Origin of the sequence: Natrinema hispanicum, assembly GCF_900111485.1 — an archaeon.
In the GTDB taxonomy this organism is placed as follows: Archaea; Halobacteriota; Halobacteria; order Halobacteriales; family Natrialbaceae; genus Natrinema; species Natrinema hispanicum_A.
On sequence record NZ_FOIC01000010.1, the window covers coordinates 1 to 26,047 of the forward strand.

Sequence of the window (26,047 nt, forward strand, 5' to 3'; positions counted from 1 at the left end):
CTATGACTCCATGAGAAGCCTGCTAATGCTGTAGGTGCTGCAGAGTGAACAAGGAACCGGGAAGAGAGGAAAGCCGAAGGATTTCCAGTGTCACGAACACGTACCTATGAACGGCCTCACCCCAAGGATGCGGAGAAATGTGCTTCGAGCACGAATAGATGCGTATCCTGTTCACTCTCTTCCCAACAGTATCACGCAACAACCAACCTATGGAATACATCGGAATGGATGTCCACGATCGCTACTGCCAAGTAGCGATCTTGGACGACGATACGAACAACCCTGAAGAACGTCGGATTCGAACCGAGCGCGCCGAACTCGAAGAGTTCGCGCGCGAGCACCAAGGCGCAAAGGCTGCTATTGAAGCCACACGCAACTACTGGTTTGTCTACGACTGTCTCGAACCAGAACTTGATGTCTCTGTTTCCAACCCGCACAAAACAGGGCTGATCGGCGATCAAAAAGTCAAAAGCGATCGTCTTGACGCTAAACGACTCGCTGTTCTCTTGCGGGTTGACGCACTCTCGACGAGCTACATTCCACCGGACGAGTTCCGCGAAGCGCGGAAACTCGTCCGTCGGCGCAAGGCGCTTGTCGATGATCGCACAGCAGCGAAAAACCGTGTTCGATCCGCCCTCGCCGATAGAGGCGTTACCTACAACGGTGACCTCTTCGGACAAGAGGGAAGGGAGTTCCTCGCCGACGAGGAACTCCCGCTGTCACCTGCCGATCGGCACATCATTGAAGCCGATCTTGCTGTTATTGAGACGCTCGATGACCAAATCGAGCGTCTCCAGTGCGAGATTGACGAGATCGCTGCGACGTGGGAAGAAACACAACTGCTGATGACGATTCCTGGTGTCGGTCCGGTCCTCTCCGTAACGATTACTGCGGAACTTGGTGAGATTGACCGGTTCAACAATAAGAAGCAGGTTGTAAGCTATGCAGGATTAGATCCGCGTGTGCGACAGTCTGGTGAGAAAGAGACGACTGACGCAATTACGAAAGAGGGCCCACCGGTGCTACGGTGGGCCCTCGGTCAAGCAGCACTCAATGTCGTGAAGTACGACTCGTATCTGGGGAATTATCACACGAGAATGAAACGCAGGAAAAACAGTCAGAAAGCATTGGTAGCGACAGCTCGCAAGCTGCTCGTCTCGATCTACGCGATGCTCTCACGGAAGGAGGAATACAACCCACCTGATGCAACAACCCACTAAGACTGCTCGCTAGAGGGATCGCCGCGGGATTTGATCCCGCGGCTAACCCGTCTCAAAGAGCGACTGCTCTGAAAAGAAACGCTCCGCCAAGAAAAGCGTCGCTCTGCGTCGCGTCGCTCCGCTAACCTCCCGCCTATCTAATGCCCATCCCTCCGCCGTCCCGCCCACCTCCACGGTCCTGCTCGCTTCGCTGCGCGGGCTTTCGCAGGCGGTTGATGAGGAAAGTCTCTCACATCTGAGACGAACCCTAACGAATATCTACGCAAACGTGGTTAATTCAGGTAGCAGGCTTCTCATAGATGGAAATCTTATTGACCTCAGTGTAGACCCTGCTGGTCCGGTTTTCCTCGGATACTGTGAAACCGACCTGACCACTACTCTGTATCGACCGATCGTCCGCCGAGATAGTGACGAGAGATATTACTGCTGTCTCAGCATCGCACCGAAGCTGTGGCCGCTTAAGAAAGACACTGCCGGAATCGTCGCCCCGCACGACGCCACCGCCCTCGTATGCGATTCGGTCGTTGTCGACGGTATACGTGAACTCGCCTATGTTGACTGTGTCTCCCGTTCCATAGCTGGAAAACTCATCTTCCGGTATGTCGACTGTGGATCCAGTTTTTTCTATCGTGATGTTGAGTTCCGTTCCGGAACCGCTCGTTCTAACTGTCCCCTCTTGAAGTGACAGCTCGCCGCGCCGCGTGTCGATCCCATCGTATCGCATGACGTCGTTGGCATTCTCCGCGAACGCCTCCATCGCCCGCTCTGCGTTTCGGAGTTGCTCGCCCTCTTGGTAGTTTTGCATCGCCTGAAAGCCAGTCATCGATAGCAGTGTAACCGACCCGAGGATGATCGCGAAGACGAGGATGAATCCGAGGACCTCCGATACCCCACGGTCGTTGGTTCGCCCATCCGGCCGGGGTGAATCAGTCGTTCGTCTCATTAGCCGGCCCTCTCGATCGTGATCTTACCGCTTTCCTTGGAAATCTCGAGGGAACCGCCGAATGCTGAGTCGTTAGGCTCGAGATTGTCGATAGCGACTGGAACGTATACTTCCGCGTCGGCGTTCGATGCTGTCAGCCGGAGGCAGTCGTTCTCAGTCGAATCATTCAGCAACTCTGCATCCCGGCATTTGTCTTTATCTAACAATTCGATGTTGTATCTCGAGTTCGCGACCGTCCGCGGATGGTCAGCAGTGACATTCACGGTCTCATCATCGGTCGCCATTCTGTCGACGCTCTCGATTTCGCCGGCGAGGCGTTCACCGATCGTCTCGAGTGACGACTCAGCGGACCGTTCTGTTTCGGTCTCGAGGAGGGTTCCAGAACTGGTCAGCAGTGCAGCGATCAATAGCGTGGTGATCCCAATCGTGAGGACGTGTGTAATCGTGATCGACGTCCCGCGATCGGTGCGCCGTGGATTGATCTTCATTCGCCATCACCGTCGATTAGGATCGTCGAGATCGACCGCTCGTACGAAACTTTGTCCGATTGATACGTTATGTTGCCTTCTATTTTCCATACGCCTTCGTGAGAACTGTCTGGGTTTCCATCGAATCCATCGCGCGCAACAATGTCGTACGTACCCAGATTATCTTCAGTAATTTCAACTTCATCATATGAAACCCCTTCATCGATTAGTGAGAGTTTATTTTGAAGTTCATCAGAATCACAGTCTACTGCGGATGGGTCATCAGTTTCTCCGTTCACCAGATCGAATCGGACATCAGCCGAGTCGATCTCACAACCATCTATTTCGAAAGAATTACTATTCGATTCTATCGTAACGTTAGTTGAGTCCTTATCTGTCGTCACATTCACCTTCTCATGATTAGTAGCATTTAGATCAAGAACGAGATAGTCGATCTTACTATCATCAACATCGATCTGTTCTGGCGAACCATCGATCGGCACATTCGTTGCAATATGGCCGTATTCAGCTGTCACATCGGTTAGAGACATGAACGCTGATCGGCCGTTCGCTGTTAGATTTCGATACTGATGATTAAATTTACCAGTATTTGTGATCTCATCTTCAAAATCATTACTTGACTTCCAATCATCGTTTTGATTTCCTCGGCGAGCGATTTCGATGAGATCGTCCTCGAGTCCCTGCTCAATCACCTCTGCGTCTGCCGTGCTCTGACTCGTGGCACTCGAGGAAAGCGTCTCCGTGTAGAGGACGCCATTGAACACGACGACGATGCCAAGCAGAATGAACGCCAGCGTGATCGCACCGATGAGGATCACTTGGCCTCGATTGCGGCGAGCGTTTGGAGTTACCATACGATCACCCGCACTTCCACGACGTTGTAGACGAGGTCGGTATTGGTCGTTTCTGGGATCGGATAATTATGATTATGATCTCCGTGAGCCGCTGGAAGCGTGATTCCATCGTCTTCGTCGACAGTCAGTGTATCCTCCTTGTACAACGTAACGACGTAACTCGCAGTCACAGCATCCGGCGACGGAGCACCCTGATAGACCAGATATGTGGTATTGAACTCACTCTCATTTTCATATATGAGTTCGACGTTGTAACTATATCCGTTGTTTGCGAACCGCTGTTCTAGTATCGACCCAAGTTGCGACTGATTCGCGAATTCTGTCGTATTGTATGTCGTCTTTCCATCAGGCCCGGGAACGCTTGCCTTGTAGAACTGCTCTTTATCCCCGGAATCGTCGGTCGCATCCCATTTTCGGATGGTATTCGAGAGGTTCAGGTTGCCCTCCTGATCGCTGACCACGAGCGCGTCCTGGGCTTCTTGTTGTATTTGCGCCTGTACGGAGCGATCGGATAACCCGCCCGACGTTGGCGTGATCACGACCGATTGCAGGGCGAACAGTACGGCCATCAACACGACCATCGCGCTGACGAACCCCTCGAGGGTGTAGGCCTGCCCACGATCATTGTTCGGTGAGTTTTTGTCAGACATCGTATCACCAGACCTTCACGATAAGTCTGCAGGCGGGGTCACACTTGTCGTCGCTATTCTCGATCGTGACGATCCGTGCTGAACTGGCTGCCGACTGGTTCTCATAGTTCTCGCCACCGGTCCAGTTGGCCGTTGGTGTGACCGTCTCCCCATCACTGATATTCGTGACAGTCACATTCACGTTATCGATCGGAGTTCCGTCGCTTGACCGAAGTCCGAGGTGTGCGGTGAGATCGGTCTGGTTGTACGGGTCGAGTCCGTTCTCGTCGAGTTCGTTCGGCGTCCCCGTCGACGTATCGTTCACGATCCGATCTGCGATCCGATCGGCCTGTGCCGTCTCAGCACCGCCGACCGAGGAGTCATATGGCGTCACGAGCGCCGGGAAGAACGAGAAGACGAATGCGATCGCCAGCAGGAAGACGCCGATCCCCACGACGAAGTCCTGGGTGGTCTGGCCTCGCTCGAGCCGCGACGTCGAAATCGTTCGTGGCTGGTGGGCTCGAGTGCGGTCTTGGTCACGGTTTGCTGCCTGTTTCCCGCTCATATTAGGCCACCAGCGTCCAGCCAATGAGTGCGACTGACGACAGTCCGATGACGTATTTCAGGCCACTCAGCAGATCGGCATCCCGCATGTAGCCACAGATAAAGCCCGACATGATTGCCTGAAGCGTCACCGCATGGAAGAACAACACCGACAGCATATCGACGTCGATGTTCTCGCTCAGGTTTGCCCCGCTCATCGCGCCACCACCGGCACCGCCGGCACTGCTCGCTCCGGAGCCGCCCCCCGTACTCAGTCCGGCCATCGTGTCGATGAACTGTGTCTTGAGGATCGCGATCACCGCAAGCACCGTCATGAAGGTCATGATGATGATCACGATCTGCATGCGTGTGCGTGATTTGCGCTCGCGTTCGATGTCGTCGTGGTTCTCGCTTGCACGTGCGGCCGTCCGGAGCACTGCCGAAATCTGGTTTGATGCCTCCTGTGCTTCGGTAATCAGGCGTGTCGTCCGGGCGAGTCGCGGAATATGGTACTTGTTGTTGAACTCGATGAGCGCCTCTTTCAGACTCATCCCGAAGTTGACCTTCGTGTGCATCATCTCGAATTCGCGTGCCAACTTGCCGCTCGTGGTATCGGAGACTGCCTTGAGCGACTCGAGAAGGGTGAGTCCAGTGTCGTTCGAACTCGAGAGTTTGCGAAGGTCCTCGGAGAGCTGATTGAGGACGGCGTTTCTGTGGCGGACGTTCCACTCGCGAAAGATCGCAAGCGGGATGGTGGTGATATACAGCGGCAAGTAGAGGTAGATGACCGTCCCCCAGATCGGCTTCGCCAAGAGCTGTCCCCAGGACGTGGGTGCCGACCCGGTTACGATCGCCGTCACGACGATAAGCAGGGCGATCGGAAGGGTCACGACGAGTGTCATCAGCGGATGATCCCGGAAGAAGAAATGAGGCTTTCGCAGCACTTCGATCGTTTCGTGGGTTCCTTCGCGGTTTTTGATCCGATCGAATACGCTGTATTCGCCGGTAAACTGCTCGACGAGGCCGAGACTCAACAGCCCGTCGTTTTGCCCGGTTTCGGTCCGCTGCTCGGTCGGTCCCATCGAGAGGTAGCCGTCGCCGGGTTCGTCGTGTTTGACCGTCGAGACGAGGACGAGAAAGCCGACCCCGATCATCGGAATCAGCGCGTAGACGACCATATAGAGCATCTGATCAGTCACGCTGGCGTTTGGAATCATCTTCATCACGACCATGATGATGATGAGCAACAGCGGGAACAGCGACAGCGTCATGTACATCTCGCCGAACAACTCGAGCGTCTCGAGGGTGAGCTCCTGTTCCTGCTTTGCCGTGCGCATGTGCTTTTCTTTCTTGTCCTCGAGGAAGCTCTCCATGTCGCCGCCGCTGTTGACGATCGAAAGCATGTCGGTCAGGAACTGTGAGAGATCGTCGCTGGGCGTCTCGAGGGCCTGTTTACGGATCGCCGTTCGGTAGTCGATGTCGAAGTACTCGGTTTCTTTGACGATGCTCTGGAACTCCTTTGCGACCTCACCGTAGGTGTCGTCTGCCTGTGCCATCGCCTCGATGATCTCGAGTTGGTTTAGGCCGCCGACCGACAGCGCGTACATGAACGACACGGAGTCGGTCAGCAGCATGTTGATCTCACGTTTACGTGACGAGGCACGCGAGTAGGGGATCGCGACCATCGAGCCAAACCCGATCGCGAAGCCGATCGAGCCAAAGAGCAGACCGCTGAAAAAGACGATCGCCGGCACGCGAAGCATCTCGATGATCGTCAGCACCAGGCCGTTGCCGACCGGCATCCCGATGATTGGCTCGTTCGAGAGGATGCCGACCGCGAAGAGACTGTAGCCAAGCAGCAGTCCGATCAGCCAGAGACTCAACCCGCTGATTGCGCCGATGCCAAGCGACCGCGAGAGATAGAGTTCGACCGTATCGGTCATCCGCGCCTGGGCGAGTTTCGTCTCCACGTCAGCGACGAACTCGCTGTCGTCACCGAACAGCCGATCATATAGCGGGTAGAAGTAATCACCCAGTGCGTCGGAACTGGCCGACATCCCCGAGCCGCCACTGCTGTCGGTTTTCAGACTCATGCGTCTCCGTCCTCGTCGTTGTCGTCGTCCTCGTTCGTCTCGGTCTCGGCCTCGAAGATGCCGGTATTGCTGTCGGCCAGCGCATCGCCACTGTCGGTGCTGTCGTCTTTGAAGATCGACCCGTCAGCGCTCGGCTCGCTACTCTCGAGCAGTGAGCCGTCGTCATCGCTGGGCGTGTCCGCTCCGTCGTCGCTGAAGACCGAATCATCGTCGTTGTCGAATATCGACGCGTCAGCGTCGGTAGTGTCATCCGTGTCGGTAGCAGTATCAACGGCCGCCGGCGCGTCGGCTGACCGATCAGTCTCATCTGCTGCCGTCGATTCGGTCGATTCGTCCGGGTCGTCCGGCGGCTCCGACGTGTCGCCCCCGAGATCAATCGTCGGGGGCTCCGGCTCGGCCTCGTCGTCTGTCTCGTCTTCCTCCGTCGTCAATCCGCTGTCGATCGTTGGCGGCTCCGGTTCAGACTCGTCGCTCGTCTCACTTGCGGTATCCGTTGCTGTCGTCTCGGCGGCAGGCGTCTGTTCACCTGCCGACGCTGCATCCGCGGCCGATTCGCCGTCGCGTTGTGCGCCGGTGTCGCTGCTCGAGCTGCCGGATGAGTCCGGATCGAAGATCGAATCGAGGTCGTCTTCCGGGAACATCGAATCGAATCCGGAATCGTTCTGTTGACCGGCTGCACCCTCGCTGTCGGTCGCCGGCTCGGTGCTCGGCTCGTCGAGTTCGTCGATCGTCTCGCCCATGTCATCGAACAGCCCGACCAGATCCTCGTCGTCTGCGTCGTCAGTGTCGCTGCCGGCACCGTCGTTATCGGCCGTCACGTCGTCCGATTCCGCGGATTGACTCGAGTCAGCTGCGGCGTCGACCGTCGCCGCTCGGCTCTCGCCGGTCGGCGATTCGGTCCCGGCGTCACTGGCGCTGTCGGTCGACGCGCTAGCTGTCTCCGGCGATGCGGGCAACTCGCCGCTCGAGTCGGTAGCCGTGTCGCCCTCGTCAGCAGTTGGTGCCGGCTCGAGCGCGCTCGGACTCTCGTCAGCGTCGGCTTCAGTATCGACACCGGTCGTCGCAGCGCCGGATTCCGCCTCGGCTGCCGACCCGGAAGCCGCTGTCTCTTCGTCGGGCTCGATGTCGAATCCGGCATCGTCGCTGAGCCACGCCGGCTCATCGCCGACGTCGTCACCGGTGGCAAACGCCGTCGAGTCGTCGCCGAGTTCCCACTCGCCTTCGTCGATGTCCTCGTCGACGGCACCGGCGAAGTCGAACTCGTCGGTGTCAGCACGGTCGACATCGATCGGATCCTCGGCTTCGACATCACCGAGTGCGCTTGCGAGGCCACTCGGTACCTGTCCGCGGTACTCCTCGAACAACGATTCCTCGGCCCGCTCTAGGATGTCCATCGAGAGGTTGTACGTCTCGTTTGTCGCCTCGGGCCGTGGCACGAGTTCTTCTTTCTCCTGATCGACGTCGATCAGGACACTCTCCATCTCACGGAGGTCCTCGAGACTGTCCTCAAGTTGGCCGTTTGCGATCAGTGTGAGGATGGTGTCGGGGTCGTTGATAAAGGCCTGGACCGTCGCGGCGACCTGTGCATACGTGTTCAGCCCGTTCTTGATGAGGTACGCAAGGATGACCTCGCGTTTGAACAGCTCCTCCTCGAGTTTCTCTTTGCTCCAGCCGCGGTCGAACTGAATCTCCTCTAAGGTGTTCGAGTCCCCCATCTTGAGGAACTCGTCGGTTTCGGCCTGCCACTGGTAGACGTCTTGAACGTTGATCTCGTCGTGTTCGGCGTCGTAGTGGTTGATCTCGGTCAGCGACTTGTTCCGGCGGACCTTCCGGCCTTGCACTCGTGTCTGGGTCTGGATCGAGACCAGATCCAGCGCGGTGAACATCGTCTTCGAGACGTTGATCGGGTCCGTCGTGAACCGTTTGAGGACCTCGTCGACGGAGTCGGCGTGGAAGGTCGTGTAGGTGGTGTGACCTGTCGACATGACCTGGAACAGCGTCCGGCCCTCCTCACCACGGATCTCACCCATGACGATGTAGTCGGGACGCTGTCGCAGTGCGGCTTCCAGCAGGTCGAACTCGTCGACGTCACCCTGCTCGTCGTCGGCGAACGACGGCCGGGTGACGCTTGCGATCCAGTTGCGCTGGGGGAGTTCGACCTCGCGGGTGTCCTCGATCGAGACGATCTTCGCGCTCGAGGGGATAAACAGCGACACCGCGTTCAGCGAGGTCGTCTTCCCGGATGCGGTACCACCGGCGAAGATCAGGCTCTTATGGTTCTCGATGGCGAGCCAGAGAAACGCCATCTCGTCGAGGCTGAAGGTGTTCCAGTTGATGAGGTCGATCGGTGTGAAGGGGACGTCTTTGAACTGCCGGATGGTGTAGTTGGTCCCGTGGTCGGAGACTTCCTTGCCGAGGGTCAGCTGGGCACGCGAGCCGTCGGGCAGCGTCGCGTCGACCTGTGGAAGCCGTTTGCTGATCCCTTTGCCCGATCGCTGGGCGAGTTTGACGACGAAATCGTCGAGTTCGTCCTCGCCGTGGTAAATGTTCGAGATGATCTGTTCGTACTCGGAATGGTAGACGAACACCGGCGAGTTGTAGCCGTCACAGGAGATGTCCTCGACGTTAATGTCGTGTTTGATGCCGTCGATGCGCTCGTAGCCGATGAAGTCGCGTTTGAGTACGTAGAGCAGCTTCTCGACCTGATACTCGCTTATGGTGTCCGGGTCGTCGTCGAGAACCGCCGGCTCGGGGCGGACCTCCATGCCCTCGAGTTGACTCGGACCGTCGTCATCGTCGCCGTCGGCCTCGTCGTCCTCGTCGTCGAGGAGTCCCTGGAGCGTCTCGAGAACCCCTTTCGACGTGTCGTCTGCAGTCGCCTCGAAGAGATCGTACCGCTCGAGGAGTCGTCGGGCTTCGTCCTCGATGACCGTCCGACGGCCGTCCTCCGTTGCCTTCTCTTTGATCCCTTCTTCGGCGTACTTGATGGCCGTCCTGAGCTTGCCCGAGAGGAACTCCTGGAGTTCCGCCTCGATCTCGTTCTGGTACGGCTCGATCATGTAGTACTTCTTTTCGTTTTCCTTCTCCGAATGGAAGATGATGACGAAGGCGTAGGGTTTGTTCACCCAGTACCGCTCGACCTCGCGGAAGTGGGTCTTCTTCTCCATCGAGACGGCCTTCTCGAGGTCGTAGCGGTTGGTGACGGTGGTGTTGCCCGCGGCCGTCGAGAAGAACTCGTCTTCGTTGAGATCTTCCTGGACGTTGACGGTCCGCTCCTCGACGACGTCGTCGAGTTCCAGTGCGACGTCGTTTGCGGCTGCAAGCCGTTGCTCGATCGTGTCTGGATCGAATCCGAGAGCGCCTTCCGCATCGTGGGGGACGATCTCGCCGTTGCTATCGCGTGGTCGACTGCCATCGTCTTCGTAGTAATATTCCCACTTGTAGTGTTCCCAGAACCAGGTGTCTTTGACGACCGGCGTGGTCTCGGGGTCGACGTACTCGAGGAAGCGCTCCTGGAGTGTCCCCGCGTTGTCGCCGGCGACCGGCACCAGCTGATCCTCGAGGTCGTCGGGATGATACCCCAGATACGCTTCGGGATCGAACTCGACCTGGTCCCAGTCGTCCCCGCTGGGAACGGTCGTCCCGGCACCCGCATCCGTATCGAGGCCGAGTTGTTCGTCCCCGCCGGTGGGATCGTCCGGATAGAGGTCGGCTACCTCGTTGCCGTACCCGTACTCGGTCATGAACTCCTCCCACGTGTACTCCCCAACACGGACAGCCGAGTTCGTGCTCGGCTCTGATTCGTGGGATTGCGCTTCTTCCGACGCAGCCTCGGACGCCTCCCCCTCAGAAAAGCCCCCGGCATCCGACTGGTCGGCTTCGTCAATAGCCATTACATTCATACTGAAAGTCATCCCTCAAAAAATTCATCCGCCCATTACCAGTTCTGATAATTTTCTTTGGCTGTTTTCGACTGATTACCACCCACTTGCTGGCAATCTGTTCAATTCATCTAGTTGATGTTTCGGGATATCACGGGACCGATGTGCGCGGCCGACGGCTAAATGGGACAGTCGCTCGCCAAGCCACTCACTACTCGACCGACGGCCCACGAACGAGCGTGCTGACAACAGTGAGACAGCCCAGCGGGTCGTCACCCACATTGGAACGATCGTCTAGCGACAGCGTTCACTTCGAACCGACGGAATCGAGATGGGTCACAGCTCGAGAAGCAACTGTGAGAGTGGTGGGTTGCTGGGAAAATTCGGGGGTGACGGTTCGCTTCTCGCAAAACGGGCGTGGCGGGATTCGAACCCACGATCAGAAGGTTAGGAACCTCCTGCCCTCTCCGCTAGGCCACACGCCCCGGCGTGAAAAGAACGTTAGTTGGTTTCCGTTTCGACGTCCGTCTCGTCTTCGTTAGTAACTGGCTCCGTGTCGACGAACTCGTCGTCACCGCCAGCACTGTCGTCGTAGTCCCCGGACTCGCGCATTTCCTCGAGCTCCGATTCGACCTTTTCGCGCCCCTTCTGGAACTCACCCATGGCTTCGCCGGTCGACCGTGCCAGCTTCGGAATCTTGTTGGCCCCGAAGAGCAAGATGGCAAGGAGCAGGATGACGCCCAGCTCCATCGGTCCGAATCCGCCGGGGATGAACAGCGGTGTTAGTTCGGCTTGCATTTCTACGCACAGCTTGTCCACTGGCAATTATAACCTTTTTGGACCACTCAGGTAATCAAGCGGCCACGACAGTCCGTCTACGAACGAGATTCGCCGAAAAATGAAGCGACACAGTTTGGCTATACTCTCGTTCCGTATCGGTTGCCGTCGACTGCCATTCGTCGAAACCCTTCCGCGAACGAAACTGTCTTTCCCGCGTGGACGCAACGGGCTGACGATGGTAACGACCGGAGACGCCGCACCCGATTTCACCGCACCGCTTGCGAACGGCGACATCGAGGAATTTACACTCTCGGAACGGCTGGAAGACGAGGAGCCGATCGTTCTGGCCTTCTTCCCCGGCGCGTTCACGAGCGTCTGTACGACTGAAATGTGTACGTTCCAGGATCGACTGGCCACGTTCAACGACCTCGATGCCACCGTCTACGGTGTCAGCCGGGACTCGCCGTTTACGCTCAACGAATTCCGCGCACAGAACGACCTCGAGTTCGGCCTGCTCAGCGACTACAACAAGGAGCTCATCGACGACTACGACATCGAAATGGATTTCGCCGATCTGGGCGTCTACGGCGTCGCCAAGCGGTCGGTGTTCGTCATCGACGGTGACGGCGACGTTGCCTACTCGTGGGTCAGCGACGACCCCGGTGTCGAACCCGACTACGACGAGGTTGAGGCCGCAGTCGAAGACCTTTCCTGACGACTGTCTGCGGACCAGCCCGACAACCGTCGCAGAATTTTTTTAGTCTGCCGCCGATGGGGCAGTATGAGCGATTCTGCCGCCGAGGAGGATTCCCGCCGTGTTTACTCCCCCGACGACGATCACGCATTCCCCGACGAGAAGCTAAACCGGGTCCTCGAGTACATCAAGGACGACGAGGAGATCGCAGCCTATCTCGAGGCACAAAACGTCAACGCGGTCGACCGGATGCGATACAACGATCACGGGACGAAACATATCGAGATCGTCCGTAACCGGGCACTGTGTCTGTACGACCTGCTCAAGACCGGTAACGTCGATTTCAACGGGGCTCGCCAGCAGGGACTGGCCGAGGAAGACGAATCGGTCATTATCGCCCTTGCGGCGACGCTACACGACGTCGGCCACGTCGTTCACCGCGATCGTCACGCCTACTACTCGATTTCGCTGGCGGCAGACATCCTCGATCGAGTCCTCCCCGAATTCTACGACATCGCGGAGACCGTCCGAATGAAAGGCGAAATTCTCCACGCCATTCTTTGCCATCATACCGCCGAGACGCCGCTGACGACTGAAGCCGGCGTCATCCGTGTCGCCGACGCTCTCGATATGGAACACGGCCGCTCCCGGATCCCCTACGAGTCCGGCGGTCGAGGCATCAACACCCTCTCGAGTCAGGCGATCAGCCGCGTCTCGCTCCAGCAGGGCGATACGACGCCGGTCATGGTTGAAATCGAGATGACCAACGCTGCCGGCGTCTATCAGGTTGACAACCTGCTGAAAGCCAAGCTGAAAGACTCCGGCCTTGCAGACCAGATTCGGATCGTCGCCGTCAACACGAACGAAAATCGCGAGCAGCTGGTCGAACGGATCGAGCTGTAACGGACGCGAGGTCGACTCGACGAACCGCTACACTGACTTACAGCCAGTCGTATAGGACACGCAATGTCGACGCAGCTTGCTGTTTTGGCGCTTCTGACCGGGTTAGCGACCGGCGCGCTGTTCCGATTCCTCAACATTCCGATCCCTGCACCGCCGGAACTCCCCGGCCTCATGGGAATCGTGGGGATCTACCTCGGGTACAAGCTAATCGACTACCTCGGCGTCGGCGTTAATCTCCTCGAGACGATCGGCCTGTAGCGTTAGGTCCCGTCGCCTTATGCTGACCGGATGCCGACCGAGAGCCGCATCGCTGCCCAGATCAACAACAGAATTGCCGCAGGTGCGAATACGGTGGCAACGAACGGAAACAGAGACGATGGAAGGGTGCTGTAGAGGAGGACACCGATACCGACGAGAAGCAAGACGAGAACTACAGGAGCCCGCTGACCGGTTCGATCGTCGTCCATGTGTTGACATGGAACGTCGGAGGTATAAACGGTTCTACTCGAGGCGTCGATCGTGTGGAAAATCGAACCGCGAATCGCGAGGTTAGTAGCTGCGCTCTTTTGGCTCGTAGGTCTTGCTCTCTCCCTCGAGAATGACCGGGCGGTAGAAGATCGAGGGTTCGCCGTCGTCCCAGGAGACGAGCGTGTGCTTGAGCCACTCGTCGTCTTTGCGTTCCTGGTGTTCCTTGCGCCAGTGAGCGCCACGGAACTCGTCACGGACGAGCGCGCCGAGCGCGATCGTCTCGGCGACGTCGATCAGGTTCCGCGTCTCGATGGTCTGCTGGAGGTCCGTGTTGAACGTCCGCGACGGGTCGTCGACGTAGACATCCTGATACTCCTCGCGGCACTCGCGGATGATTTCCAGTGCTTTCTTGACGCCGTCTTCGGTCCGGAAGACGTTCACGTAGTCGGTCATCGCCTGCTGGAGCTTCGCGCGGATCTCGGAGTGCTGGATGCCGTCGTCTTTGTCGATCAGTCCATCGACGCGTTCGCGAGCCGTCTCGACTCTCCGTTCGAGGACGCCCTCGGCGTCGGCCGTGACGCCACCGTCGGCGGCGACGCCGCCGCTCGTCTCGAGTCCCGCTGCGCCGGGGGCGACTGGGAACTCGGTGTCGGTCTCGTCCTCGACGTCGTCGCCGTAGCCCGTCCGGATCTCGGCTTCGCCGAGGTCCCCACCGGCAGCGTGGTAGCCGGCGCGCCGACCGAAGACGATCAGTTCCGGCAGGGCGTTCCCGCCCAGTCGGTTGCCGCCGTGGACGGAGACACAGGCACACTCGCCGGCCGCGTAGAGGCCGTCGATGCAGGTCTGGCCGTTCTCGTCGACTTCGATCCCGCCCATCGCGTAGTGCTGGCCGGGCTTGACCGGCATCGGCTCGATGAGGCCGTCGACGCCCTCGAAGTCCTCTGCGAGGTGCAGAATGTTCTCGAGGCGGTCCATGATGCGCTCTTCGCCGAGGTGGCGCATGTCGAGGTGGACGTACTCGTCGTCGACGCCACGGCCTTCGTTGACTTCCGTGAGTTCGGCCCGGGCGACGACGTCGCGGCTGGCGAGTTCGCCGGAGTTGTTCGCGTAGCCGTGCTCGAACATGAAGCGTTCGCCCTCGTTGTTGTAGAGGATACCACCTTCCCCACGGACACCCTCGGAGATGAGGACACCCGTCGACGGCAGCGACGTTGGGTGGAACTGGATGAACTCCATGTCCTCGAGGGGCACGCCTGCTCGGTAGGCCATGGCCTGTCCGTCGCCGGTACAGGAGACGGCGTTAGTCGTGTGGTCGAACGCCTGGCCGGGGCCACCGGTCGCGAGGACGACGCCGTTGTTGGCCTTGAAGCCTTCAATCTGGCCGGACTGGACGTCGTAGGCGACGACGCCGTGACACTCGCGGTCGTTGGGGTCGTCTTCGTCGGTCGTCGCCAGGTCCATGACGTACCACTCGTCGTAGACCTGAATGCCGCGTTTGACGACCTGCTCGTACATCGTGTGCAGCAGGTGATGGCCGGTCTCGGCACCCGCGTAGGTCGTCCGTGGGTACGAGAGACCACCGAACGGTCGCTGCGAGACGGTTCCGTCTTCCTCGCGGGAGAACGGCATCCCCCAGTGCTCGAGATTGATCGTCTCTTCGGGGGCGTCCTGGGCGAGGGTCTCGACCGCCGGCGCGTCGCCGAGGTAGTCCGACCCCTTCATCGTGTCGTAGGCGTGGAGTTCCCAGTCGTCGCCTTCCTGTAAGGCGGCGTTGATGCCACCTTCCGCCGCGCCGGTGTGGCTGCGGACGGGGTGGAGCTTCGTGACCATCGCCACGTCGGCTCCCGCTTCGTGCGCTGCGACCGCGGCTCGGAGGCCGGCACCGCCGGCGCCGACCACGATAACGTCGTGTTCGTACATGGTTACCAGAACTTCAGGTTTTTCTTGACTGCTTCCCGCTTGAGCTCCTGAATGTGCTCGGTGAGCGGAATGTCTTTCGGACACACTTCGGTACAGGAGAACTGGGTCTGGCACCGCCAGACGCCGTGTTCCTGTTCTAAGATGCGGAGTCGGTGCTCTTTGATGTCTTCTTCCTCGCGGTCGTCCATCGCGAACTTGTAGGCCTTGTTGATCGCCGCAGGGCCGAGATACTCGTTATCGCCGGCTGCGATGTTACACGAGGACATACAGGATGCACACCAGATACAGCGCGTGGACATCTTGACCTTCTCGCGGTTCTCACGCGACTGACGCTGTTCTTCGAGCTTGCTTGCGTCAGGCGTGTCTTCGCTCTTGAAGTACGGCTCGACGGCGTGCATCTGGTCGTAGAAGTGATCCATATCGACGACCAGGTCCTTGACGACCTCCTGGTGTGGCAGCGGCTCGATGCGGATCGGCTGCTCTAAGTCGGAGATCTGCGTCTTACAGCCAAGTCGTTGCTTGCCGTTGACGAAGAAGGCGTCGGAGCCACAGACCGCCTGCCGACAGGAGTGGCGGAAGGTTAGCGACGAATCGTACTCGTCGCGGGCGTACATGACCGAGTCGAGGACGGTCATCCCCTTCTCGAAGGGGACGTGGAAGTCGTCGAACCGGGGTTCCTGCTTTTCCGCGACTTCGGGGTCGTAGCGGAACACCTTGATGTGGACCGTCTCCCCATCGAACTCGGCCTGACTTTCGTCACGCTCGTCGACCATGTCGCCGCCTTTCTGTTTCTCAGCTGCCGGCGATTCCGCGCCTTTCATCGCCGGGTCTTCCGGTGCTTCTTGCGTGTCGGGTTCGGCTTGTTGCGTGCTCATGTTAGATCATTCCCCCCATGACGAGTGCGACGTAGGTCCCCTGTGCGACGAGTGCAACGCCGGCGAGGGTAAGCACCGCCAGGATGACCTTCTTCTGGGTGCCCTTGAGGCCCTGGTTGACCAGCGCGTTGTAGACGCCGTTGACGCCGTGGAACGCGGCAGTGACCAGGAACAGGACCATCGTCAGGAGGTAGCCGATATTCTCCATTCGGGCCTGCGTTCCCAAGAAGGTTACCTCGTACGCGTGGTTGACGAAGTGCAGAAGGAAGAAGTGGAAGGCGAGAACGACGACGAGAAACGCCGCTGTGACCCGCTGGAAGAACCAGCCGGTCCCGCCAGGCGTAAACGAGGAGTATCGTTCTGCCATTAGAGACCCACCCCCGTCAGGAAGGTCGGAACGCTGGCGACGGTGATCGCACCCGTCAGCACCAGCGAGGCATAGAAACTCTTGTCCTGTGCCTCGAGTCCGACACCCAGATCGACCATCAGCAGGCGGAGGCCGTTTAAGATGTGGAAGACGGCCACCGCGAGCAGGCCGATCTCGAGTAGTCGGATGAGGAACAGACTCTCGAGTCCCTGCAGCGTCGTGGTGTAGATGTCCGCTTCGTTCATGATTGCTGCTTCGTTACCGGCTGCGCCGAGAGAAGTACTCAGCACGGAAATGTGGGTAAACAGGTAGCCGATCAGGATCCATCCGGTGAACTTGTGGAAGATCCATGCCCACATCCCGGCCGAGAACTCCTTCCAGCGCCCGAAGTCCTCGACGAGACCGCGATTGTAAGACTGACTCATACGCTCATATGGTCCGTTAGACCGCGGGGGTATAGAAGTTACTTTTATCTCGTCACCGTCGCTTTCAGTCCACCCAATATATGACGGGACGATAACAGCTTTCGCCGAGCGCCGAACTCGTTCGGGCCGGTGCGGTCGACTCGCTGCTGGCGCTGTGTCGGATCGCCATCGACAGCGGCCAGCGCGGTCTCATACGGTCTGCTGTCCCGATGTCTCGGTGGGACCGCAGTGCGGGTCGCGGTTGCACCGGAACTCACTGACAGGAGTCCGTATCAGAGTTCCGATCGCGAACTCTCGGTCGTCCGCTCGCGCGAGAGCGCGGTGAGTGTATCCGGCGAGAGCCCAACCAGATGGCAGAGCGGGTTCCCCGGGTAGACGACGGGGTTCTCGAGGACGCCGACGATGAGACCGGTAAACGGCGCTTCGACGGTGACGATGTCCTCCTCTTCTTTGAACGGGTTGGTGATGGCACAGATCACTTCGCCTTCCTCGACGAGCGCACCCCGGCCGCGTTTCATGTCGACGATGCCACCGGCGTCGGCGCGGAGCCACGTCTTCTCGTCGTCAGTATCGATGACGGTGCGCCAGCCGGGCCAGTGGACCGACGACTCCCGGTGGAGGCCGAACTCGGCGAACACGCTTGCGACGCCGGTGAGCGCGCGATCGATCAGCCGGCGCTGGAAGCGATGGGCTTCGCCCATCTCGACGGTGATCGTGGGAATGCCGGCTTCGCTGGCTTCGCGGCGCAGCGTTCCAGATGGGCCTTCGCCTGCGATGATAACGTTCGAACTGAACGCGTTAGCGAGTCTGGCGACGTCCGATCGCTCCATGTTGGCCCGAACGTGGAGCATGTTCGTCCGCCCGCGGGTCGACGTATGGAAGTCGACGCCGAGATCACAGGGTTCGATAAAGTTCGTGAAGATCTGGTGGGCCATCCGTCTGGCACTGGTCGACCCCTCGCGCCCGGGGAACGACCGGTTCAGGTCCCGATCGTAGATCGGCAGATACCGTTCCTGTGCGATGAAGCCGGGGACGTTCATCACGGGCAGACAAACCAGCGTTCCATGCAGGATCGAGTGATCCCAGTCGTGGGCGACTTCCCGGACGACCTCGATCCCGTTGAGTTCGTCGCCGTGGGCTGCCGCCGAGAGAAAGACCGTCGGCCCCGGGTGTTCACCGTTGATCACCGTGACGGGAATCCTGACAGGGTCCCCGAGATACGTTTCGCTGATACCGTACCGAATGTTCGCCGACTCGCCGGGATCGACGCGCCCGCCGTTGTACGTAAACGGCTCGTTCATCTCGTCGGTTTCGCGTCCGTCGTCGGGCGGTTCGGTCGCTGTGTCGTCGCTCATAAACGGTTCTCCGGGGGCATCACCGTGAATCTTCCCCCTTCCCTATCGCTCGAGGTGACTGTCAATCGACCAAGAACGTCGTCGTTGGCCGGTGCTCGAGCCGTTTCGTGTCACTTTCGCGGCGAACGCCAGGTTCGTTCGAACAACGGATAGCAGAATCTGGAGTTGTGGGCATACGTTTTGTACCAGGCCATGCTATGAGAACCCATGGAAATTCGAGAGGCGACAGCATCGGATGCTGAGGCGATTCGCACCATCGCACACGACTCGCTCAACTCCACGTACACGTCGTTCCTCGCCGAGGAGACGATCGACGATGCGACCGAGCAGTGGTACGGTGACTCGTTCGTCGACGACCTCGAGGACGACCGTGTGGTCTTTCTGGTCGTCGAGGACGAGGGTGAACTCGTCGCGTTCTCCCAGAGCGAACTGGTCGGCCAGCAGATCCACGCCGGCCACCTCCTCTGGTTGCACGTCCATCCCGACCACCGCGACAGCGGCACCGGCGTTCGACTCCTCGTTCGAACCCGCGAAACGTTGCTCGAGAAGGGAGCCGACGAGATCCAGTGTTTCGTGCTCGAGGACAACGAGATCGGCAACGAGTTCTACCGAGCCCACGGCTTCGAACAGGCCGACCAGCGCGAGATCGAGATCGGGTCGGAGACGTTCACGGAGAACGTCTACGTCGAAAGCGATCTCGAGGACGACGGCGAGTGGGGTGCGATCGACGAGGTCACGGTCGACGGTGAGACGGTCTACGTGAGCTACGGCGAAGCGGCTCGTGGTTCGAAGGCACCGTTTTACACGGCCTACCGAACCGAAGAGCGGGCGGAACGTTACGCCTGGCTCTGTGGGAACTGTGAGTCGATCGATAACGCGATGGACGCGATGGGGCGGATCGAGTGTAACAACTGCGGGAACCGGCGAAAAGCGACCCGGTGGGACTCCGCGCACCTCTAGGCGACTTCGAACTGGTTCTCACCCGTGTGGTGTCCGGTCGGTCACACCGGTCGCGAGCCACTGTAACGAGTGTCTATTCGATATGTACGGTTGTCTTGCAGCTGTTTGTACCCCGTTACCAGCGGCCACGTTCCCGGGCAGGTTGGAACGCGGTCTGAGACGGATCCCGTGCCGGAAAACCGATTATCATTGCTCTCGTAACGACTGTGCGCTGTCTGTTGTCTCCGCATTACAATTGGCCGAGCCGTCGCTGCGAGAAGTACGTGGGTCGCTCTCGGCTGCACCGTCGGATGACTGCGGATGCCTCATCGGGGTGAGTACGTCGAATGAACAGGGAAGATCACATCGTTCACGGCTTCAAGGCAACGCTCGTTGCGCGTGCGATCTACATGCTCTCGAGCGCGCTGCTAATGTTCGTGCTGGCGCGGTACCTGCTCGATCCGAATGAATACGGCACACTGTACTGGGCGATTGGGGTACTGGCTATCATCCAGCTCTTTGCCGATCTCGGCCTCTCGCGGTCCGTCGCCCGGTATCTCTCCGAGTATCGTGAGACGGATCCGGGACAGGTACCGTATCTCCTCAAGACGACGGTCGCGACCAAGCTCGTTCTGATCTCGTTCGTCACGTACGTGTTGTTGCTCTATCATGAGTGGATCGCAACCGTGCTCGGTGAACCGGAAGCGGTCCCCTTTCTCGCGGCGGGCGTCCTCTATCTCGTCGCCTTTTCGTTCAGTACCTTCTCGCAAGTGGCGTTTCAGGGATTCAACCACCTCGGCTACAGCGCTATCGTGCAGGCGATCAGCGGCGCGGGGCGGCTGCTATTCGCTGTTGGGTTCGTCCTCGCCGGCCTCGGCGCGCTCGGTGCGTTCTTCGGGTACATCGTCGGCTACGCACTCGCCGGCGTCATCGGCATGGGAATCCTCTACTATGGATTCTACAGACGGTACGATGCGGCCGACGAGTACGAGGATGGTCTCTCACGGCGGCTCCTCGAGTACAGCGTGCCGCTGACGGCGACACAAAGCGCGAACGTGATCGACAAGCAGATCGATATCGTCCTGGTCGGCCTCTTCTTAAATCCTGCCGCGGTCGCGTTCTACACCCTCTCGAAACAGATTTCAGATTTCGTCCTTGCACCCGCCGAATCGCTTGGCTTCACCATCTCACCGAACTTCGGCGAACAGAAAGCCGCTGGCGAACTCGAGAAGGCCAGACGGATCTACGAAACCTCGCTGACGAACGTGTTGTTGCTCTACATTCCGGCGGCAGTCGGCCTTGCGATCGTCGCGGGGCCGTTCCTGACGATGATCTTCGGGACCGACTATGCGGCGGCGGTGCCAGTGTTGCAGGTGCTTGCGGGGTTCGTCGTGTTACAAGCGATTACGAATCTGACCAGCGACAGTTTGGACTATCTCGGTCGTGCTCGAGCGCGTGCCATGGCCAAAGGCGCAACGGCGGTCGCTAATTTCGGGCTAAACATCCTGTTGATCCCGTGGATCGGCGTCGTCGGTGCGGCGATCGCGACGGTCGCGACCCACACGGTGTACGTCGCGGTGAACCTCTACGTCGTCCACACCGAACTCGACCTGAACGTCGTGCGGCTCGCTCGCACGACGGGACTGATTTGTGCGATTACGGGTGTAATGGCGGTCACCGTCTTGCTCGTGACGCCGCTGGTCTCGAGCCTGTTCATGCTGGGCGGTGCGATCGCACTCGGTGCCATCACCTGGGCGCTGCTCGCGGTCGTAAGCGGGCTTGTCGATCCGGGCCAGGTTCGGTCGGTGATCAGTTGATCGTCAGATGAGTCACGATGCTGTTTGGTCCCGTGTGAGCCACCTGAACTACCAATACTTATCCGACGGGTTGCTCTCTAGGCTGTATGGCCGGTGCAGATCCCGTGACCGTCGGGGTATTGAGTCTTCATACGAGCAAGGAAACGAAAGCAATTCTCAACGCCGTCGAGGATCTCGGACATGACACCGAGTGGCTTCGCGCGGAAAATACGTCGATCAGCGTCGCCGACGGGAGTCCCGTCCTCGAGCCCGAGGTCGACGTGATCGCAAACCGGATGTTGCTCTCGAATACCGAACAGCCCGCCGAGGAACTGGGTCTCGCGAACACGTTCTCCCAGCTGGTGCCGACGCTCAACGAGCCAGATTCCGTGTTGACCGCGATCCACAAACTCTCGACGGCGACCGCGCTCGCGGGGAACGACGTCCGGACACCCGATGTCACACTCGCGCTAAGCGGCGATCAATTGAATGCCGCACGGAGTCGGTACGGCGAGGAGGCAGTCTACAAGACGGCGATTGGCACCCACGGCGGCGGGACCTGGAAGGTCGGCCCCGACGATCCGATCAACGCCAAGGTCGGCAACCGGTATGCGTTCCTGCAGCAACTCGTCGATCAGGAAGACGTCCGCCACCGCGACCTGCGTGTCTACGTCGTCGGCGGCGAGGTCGTCGCCGCGATGTATCGCTACGCGCCGGACAACGACTGGCGAACCAACGTCGCCCTCGGCGGCTCCGTCGAAAACGCGACCGATGACCTCCCCGAGGAGGCTGCCGAGATGGCCCGCCGCGCTGCCGACATCGTCGATCTCGATTACGCCGGCGTCGATCTCGTCGAGGGCGACGACGGCTGGTTCGTCCTCGAGGTCAACCCAACGGCCGGCTTCAAGGGACTCTACGAGGCAACACAGGTCAGCCCCGCACCCTACATCGCCAAACTGGCGATCGAACGTGCCGGCGGCGCGGTCGACGACGACCGCGTGCACGATCTCTCGAACGTTCTCGACGACTCCCGGCCGACGGCCCAGCCGACGGAAGCGATCGCACAGGACACCGAACCGGCCGTGATCGGCTACACCGAGGAGGTCGTCCTCTCTGGCACGAGCGGTTCGAAATCGGTGCTGGCCAAATCCGACACCGGCGCGACGCGGACGAGCATCGACACGAGCCTCGCCGCTGATATCGGTGCCGGGCCGATCAAGTCCATCACCCGGATTCGATCCGGCAGCAGCAAACAAGCCAAGAGCCGGCCCGTCGTCGACGTCGTCGTCGGCGTCGGTGGCAACCAACACACCGTCACGGCGAGCGTCGAGGACCGTGGTCACATGGACTACCCCGTCCTGCTCGGTCGAGATATCCTCGAGAACTATCAGGTCGACGTCAGCCGCCGGATCGACAGTGACGTTGCCGACACACCCGAAGAAGAGGAGTGACATCCGCCTCGCGGTAAACGGAGAGGGATCGAAGATCTCTCAGGCAGTCGGGCTACGCCCGACGACGGCCAGGCGTCCCGTTCCACAGGGAGGCTATGTCCGGTCTACGACACGACCTGTTCTCTCGTGGGAACTGTCTCAGGCACATCCCCCATTTATCAGCGATGACAGCTCAACACCCGAACTCGAGGACAGGATACCGTCTATCACCGGACTCGAGGAGAACGGAGAGCGGCTAACAACCACGTCGGTAATCCCTCGTTGACGTCCCAGAACACCCGGATACCGCCGGAACGGGGTGCCGGTGAGCGACGACTGTGCTCTCGAGAGCCCAACTGGACGCGATGAACGGCCCATCCAAAGGCGGTCGGTACAGTCATTAGATCCCCGGCCTGCGTCCGGCAGTGATAAAAACTCACGGATCGATAAGATCTCTTTTCACTTAACGAAGGTCTCGTTACTGAAGTAGAAAATCTTAATATGCAAAAGCAGTAATCGGATTATGATGGCTAGATCCGACCGCGAGTGGTGGCCGAATACGGTGAACCTGGATATTCTCGATCAGAACGCTCAGGACCTCGAGCCGTACGGCGAGGAGTTCGACTACGCCGAGGAGTTCGAGACGCTCGACTTCGAAGCCGTAAAGGAAGACATCGAAGCGGTAATGACGACCTCGCAGGAGTGGTGGCCGGCGGACTACGGCCATTACGGCCCACTTTTCATTCGGATGGCGTGGCACAGCGCCGGCACGTATCGCACTACCGACGGTCGCGGCGGTGCGTCCGGCGGTCGACAACGCCTCGCGCCGCTCAACAGCTGGCCCGACAACGCGAACTTAGACAAGGCGCGTCGGCTGCTCTGGCCGGTCAAGCAGAAATACGGCCGCAAACTCTCGTGGGCCGACCTGATCGTTCTTGCCGGCAACGTCGCCCTCGAGTCGATGGGCTTCGAGACGTTCGGCTTCGCCGGCGGCCGCGAGGACGACTTCGCGCCCGACGCGGCCGTCGACTGGGGTCCCGAAGACGAGATGGAAGCCTCCGAGCGCTTCGACGACGAGGGCGAGCTCGAGGATCCCCTCGGCGCGACCGTGATGGGACTGATCTACGTGAACCCGGAGGGGCCGGACGGCGAGCCGGACCCCGAAGCGTCGGCCGAGAACATCCGAGAGTCGTTCGGCCGGATGGCGATGAACGACGAGGAAACGGTCGCGCTCATCGCTGGCGGCCACACGTTCGGGAAAGTTCACGGTGCCGACGACCCCGACGACCACGTCGGCCCCGAGCCCGAAGCGGCCCCGATCGAGGAGCAGGGACTGGGCTGGGCGAACGAGCACGGCTCCGGGAAGGGAGCCGACACGATCACCAGCGGGATCGAGGGCCCGTGGAACACCACGCCGACCCAGTGGGACATGGGGTACATCACCAACCTCCTCGAGTACAACTGGTGGCCCGAAAAGGGTCCCGGCGGTGCCTGGCAGTGGACCACGCAAAACGGCGAGCTGGACGACGCCGCACCGGGCGTCGAGGACCCGTCGGAGAAAGAAGACGTGATGATGCTCACGACGGACGTCGCGCTGAAACGGGATCCGGACTACCGCGAGATCCTCGAGCGCTTCCAGGAGAACCCACGGGAGTTCCAGCAGACCTTCGCGAAGGCGTGGTACAAGCTGATCCACCGCGACATGGGCCCGGCAGAGCGGTTCCTCGGGCCGGAGGTTCCTGACGAGACGATGATCTGGCAGGACCCGCTCCCCGACGCGGACTACGAGTTGATCGGCGAGGACGAAATCGCCGACCTCAAAGCGGAACTCCTCGAGTCGGACCTCTCGATCTCCCAACTGGTCAAAACCGCCTGGGCGGCGGCATCGACCTACCGCGACAGCGACAAGCGCGGTGGCGCAAACGGGGCCCGGATTCGCCTCGAACCCCAGCGGAGCTGGGAGGTCAACGAGCCCGACGAACTCGAGACGGTACTGGAAACCCTCGAAGGAATTCAAGCGGCGTTCAACGACTCACGAGCCGACGGGACGCGGGTCTCGCTCGCCGACCTGATCGTGCTGGGCGGCAACGCAGCCGTCGAGCAGGCGGCGGCAGATGCCGGCTACGACGTGGAGATTCCGTTCGAGCCGGGCCGGACCGACGCCACACAGGAACAGACCGACGTCGAGTCCTTCGAGGCGCTCAAGCCGAAGGCCGACGGGTTCCGGAACTACCGCAGTGACGAGGCCGACCGCAAGGCCGAAGAGTTGCTGGTGGACAAGGCAGATCTGCTGAATCTCTCGGCTGACGAGATGACAGTCCTGCTCGGCGGCATGCGCACGCTTGGTGTGACCTACCAGGACACGGACCTCGGCGTCTTCACCGACCAGACGGAGACGCTGACCAACGACTTCTTCGAGACCGTCCTCGGCATGGACTACGAGTGGGAACCGGTCTCGGACGACAGGGAGGTCTTCGAGCTGCGCGACCGCGAAACGGGCGAGGTCGAATGGAAAGGGTCGCGCGTCGACCTCATCTTCGGGTCGAACTCCCGACTTCGCGCCATCACGGAAGTCTACGGCGCTGAAGACGGCGAGGGGAAGTTCGTGCAGGACTTCGTCGACACATGGAGCAAGGTCATGAAACTCGACCGCTTCGACCTCGAGTAATCGGTCGCTCGCGATAGCACCGACACACTAACCGCACATCGCTTTTCCTGGGAGCACGCGTCACTCGGTCGGCACTCCCGACCGGATTCTCGCAGTCTACCGATCGACCGCAATCGAGCACCGCGTTTTTCATTACTCGGTGCGACCTATCGGCGACGATGGCCGAGCCTGACCCCGAATCCGTCCTTCGTGAGGATCCCGTGCTGGCCGCCGTCATCGATCGCCGCGACCCCCACCCGCTCGAGCCGGTCGAAAACGAGTTCGAACGCCTCTGCGTCTCGATCATCAATCAGCAGCTCTCGACGGCCAGCGCCGCGGCCGTCCGTGACCGCGTCTTCGATATCCTCGAGGGTGTTGTTACCCCAGCGTCAGTACTCGACGCGTCTCGAGACGCACTCCGCGAGGCCGGTCTCTCGCGGACGAAAGTCGACTACGTCGAAAACGCCGCCCGCGCGTTTCAAGAGCGTGATCTTACACGTGCCGGACTCGCCGATCACACTAACGAGGACGTGATCGCCGAACTCACCGAGATTACGGGGATCGGCAAGTGGACTGCCCACATGTATCTCATTTTCGTCCTCGAGCGACCGGACGTGCTCCCGCTTGGCGATCTCGCGGTTCGACGAGGGATCGAGCAGTTGTATAACGACGGCGACGAGCTACCGCGATCCGAAATGCGTGAGATCGCCGAGCCGTGGCGGCCCTACCGGAGCACCGCGACGCGGTACATCTGGGCGGAATACGAGGCCTGATACCGGTTCGGACTGTTCGTCTCG

General features: G+C 59.9%; 23 protein-coding genes and 1 tRNA gene. 9 read left to right on the forward strand and 15 right to left on the reverse strand.

Annotated elements, in window-relative coordinates; all coding sequences use genetic code 11:
* Positions 1-209: 209 nt before the first annotated feature.
* Positions 210-1,220 (forward strand): IS110 family RNA-guided transposase, encoded by a 1,011-nt coding sequence (locus BSG09_RS10735; protein ID WP_092932953.1) that lies wholly within the window; start codon positions 210-212, stop codon positions 1,218-1,220.
* 277 nt (positions 1,221-1,497) lie between these two features.
* Here BSG09_RS10735 and BSG09_RS10740 read toward each other — a convergent pair whose 3' ends face one another.
* The 9 genes from BSG09_RS10740 to BSG09_RS10780 form a co-directional block, all read right to left on the reverse strand.
* Entirely contained in the window at positions 1,498-2,163 is a 666-nt protein-coding gene (locus tag BSG09_RS10740) for a type IV pilus modification PilV family protein (RefSeq protein WP_463508439.1), read from the reverse strand.
* Positions 2,163-2,651, reverse strand: coding sequence for a DUF7266 family protein (locus tag BSG09_RS10745; RefSeq protein ID WP_092932955.1), 489 nt, complete (start codon positions 2,649-2,651; stop codon positions 2,163-2,165). Before BSG09_RS10745 ends, BSG09_RS10740 begins: the two co-directional genes overlap by 1 nt.
* Positions 2,648-3,505 carry a DUF7261 family protein gene (locus tag BSG09_RS10750; RefSeq protein ID WP_092932957.1) on the reverse strand — a complete coding sequence of 286 codons (858 nt, stop codon included), beginning with the start codon at positions 3,503-3,505 and terminating at the stop codon, positions 2,648-2,650. Before BSG09_RS10750 ends, BSG09_RS10745 begins: the two co-directional genes overlap by 4 nt.
* Entirely contained in the window at positions 3,499-4,155 is a 657-nt protein-coding gene (locus BSG09_RS10755) for a DUF7288 family protein (protein WP_092932959.1), read from the reverse strand. The genes BSG09_RS10750 and BSG09_RS10755 overlap by 7 nt, the downstream gene beginning before the upstream one ends.
* 4 nt (positions 4,156-4,159) lie before the next feature.
* Entirely contained in the window at positions 4,160-4,699 is a 540-nt protein-coding gene (locus BSG09_RS10760; RefSeq protein ID WP_092932961.1) for a DUF7287 family protein, read from the reverse strand.
* A 1-nt stretch (position 4,700) separates the two neighbouring features.
* Positions 4,701-6,770, reverse strand: coding sequence for a type II secretion system F family protein (locus BSG09_RS10765; RefSeq protein ID WP_092932963.1), 2,070 nt, complete (start codon positions 6,768-6,770; stop codon positions 4,701-4,703).
* Complete coding sequence (locus tag BSG09_RS10770) at positions 6,767-10,663, reverse strand: ATPase, T2SS/T4P/T4SS family (RefSeq protein WP_092932965.1); 3,897 nt, start codon at positions 10,661-10,663, stop codon at positions 6,767-6,769. Before BSG09_RS10770 ends, BSG09_RS10765 begins: the two co-directional genes overlap by 4 nt.
* Positions 10,664-11,063: 400 nt before the next feature.
* Positions 11,064-11,136: transfer RNA gene (locus BSG09_RS10775), tRNA-Arg, on the reverse strand.
* Positions 11,137-11,152: 16 nt separating this feature from the next.
* Positions 11,153-11,449, reverse strand: coding sequence for a Sec-independent protein translocase subunit TatA/TatB (locus BSG09_RS10780; RefSeq protein WP_092932967.1), 297 nt, complete (start codon positions 11,447-11,449; stop codon positions 11,153-11,155).
* A gap of 217 nt (positions 11,450-11,666) precedes the next feature.
* Here BSG09_RS10780 and BSG09_RS10785 point away from each other — a divergent pair, with 217 nt between their 5' ends.
* From BSG09_RS10785 to BSG09_RS10795, 3 genes are all read left to right on the forward strand, one after another.
* A complete protein-coding gene (locus BSG09_RS10785; protein WP_092932969.1) occupies positions 11,667-12,146 on the forward strand; it encodes a redoxin domain-containing protein in 480 nt (159 codons plus the stop codon).
* A 66-nt stretch (positions 12,147-12,212) separates the two neighbouring features.
* Positions 12,213-13,028, forward strand: a complete 816-nt coding sequence (locus BSG09_RS10790) for an HD domain-containing protein (protein WP_092932971.1) — start codon at positions 12,213-12,215, stop codon at positions 13,026-13,028.
* A 63-nt stretch (positions 13,029-13,091) separates the two neighbouring features.
* Entirely contained in the window at positions 13,092-13,286 is a 195-nt protein-coding gene (locus tag BSG09_RS10795) for a XapX domain-containing protein (protein WP_092932973.1), read from the forward strand.
* A gap of 17 nt (positions 13,287-13,303) precedes the next feature.
* Here the strand turns inward: BSG09_RS10795 and BSG09_RS10800 are convergent, their stop codons facing one another.
* The 6 genes from BSG09_RS10800 to BSG09_RS10825 form a co-directional block, all read right to left on the reverse strand.
* Entirely contained in the window at positions 13,304-13,495 is a 192-nt protein-coding gene (locus BSG09_RS10800) for a hypothetical protein (protein ID WP_092932975.1), read from the reverse strand.
* 82 nt (positions 13,496-13,577) lie between these two features.
* Positions 13,578-15,416, reverse strand: a complete 1,839-nt coding sequence (locus BSG09_RS10805; protein ID WP_092932977.1) for an FAD-binding protein — start codon at positions 15,414-15,416, stop codon at positions 13,578-13,580.
* A gap of 2 nt (positions 15,417-15,418) precedes the next feature.
* Positions 15,419-16,291, reverse strand: a complete 873-nt coding sequence (locus BSG09_RS10810; RefSeq protein ID WP_092932979.1) for a succinate dehydrogenase/fumarate reductase iron-sulfur subunit — start codon at positions 16,289-16,291, stop codon at positions 15,419-15,421.
* Position 16,292: 1 nt separating this feature from the next.
* Complete coding sequence (locus BSG09_RS10815; protein ID WP_092932981.1) at positions 16,293-16,658, reverse strand: succinate dehydrogenase hydrophobic membrane anchor subunit; 366 nt, start codon at positions 16,656-16,658, stop codon at positions 16,293-16,295.
* Positions 16,658-17,083 carry a succinate dehydrogenase, cytochrome b556 subunit gene (sdhC, locus tag BSG09_RS10820; RefSeq protein ID WP_092932983.1) on the reverse strand — a complete coding sequence of 142 codons (426 nt, stop codon included), beginning with the start codon at positions 17,081-17,083 and terminating at the stop codon, positions 16,658-16,660. The genes BSG09_RS10815 and sdhC overlap by 1 nt, the downstream gene beginning before the upstream one ends.
* A 272-nt stretch (positions 17,084-17,355) precedes the next feature.
* Positions 17,356-18,438 carry a succinylglutamate desuccinylase/aspartoacylase family protein gene (locus BSG09_RS10825; protein WP_092932985.1) on the reverse strand — a complete coding sequence of 361 codons (1,083 nt, stop codon included), beginning with the start codon at positions 18,436-18,438 and terminating at the stop codon, positions 17,356-17,358.
* 207 nt (positions 18,439-18,645) lie between these two features.
* On the opposite strand from BSG09_RS10825, the gene BSG09_RS10830 reads away from it, so the two are divergent.
* The 5 genes from BSG09_RS10830 (at position 18,646) to BSG09_RS10850 (ending at position 26,023) form a co-directional block, all read left to right on the forward strand.
* The gene (locus tag BSG09_RS10830) at positions 18,646-19,398 is read left to right on the forward strand and encodes a GNAT family N-acetyltransferase (protein ID WP_092932987.1); all 753 of its coding nucleotides are present in this window, start codon (positions 18,646-18,648) and stop codon (positions 19,396-19,398) included.
* 326 nt (positions 19,399-19,724) lie between these two features.
* A complete protein-coding gene (locus tag BSG09_RS10835) occupies positions 19,725-21,194 on the forward strand; it encodes a flippase (protein ID WP_092932989.1) in 1,470 nt (489 codons plus the stop codon).
* An 86-nt stretch (positions 21,195-21,280) separates the two neighbouring features.
* The gene (locus BSG09_RS10840) at positions 21,281-22,624 is read left to right on the forward strand and encodes a RimK family alpha-L-glutamate ligase (protein ID WP_092932991.1); all 1,344 of its coding nucleotides are present in this window, start codon (positions 21,281-21,283) and stop codon (positions 22,622-22,624) included.
* A gap of 505 nt (positions 22,625-23,129) precedes the next feature.
* Entirely contained in the window at positions 23,130-25,271 is a 2,142-nt protein-coding gene (gene katG, locus BSG09_RS10845) for a catalase/peroxidase HPI (RefSeq protein WP_092933181.1), read from the forward strand.
* Positions 25,272-25,429: 158 nt separating this feature from the next.
* Positions 25,430-26,023 (forward strand): DNA-3-methyladenine glycosylase family protein, encoded by a 594-nt coding sequence (locus tag BSG09_RS10850; RefSeq protein ID WP_092932993.1) that lies wholly within the window; start codon positions 25,430-25,432, stop codon positions 26,021-26,023.
* Positions 26,024-26,047: the final 24 nt, after the last annotated feature.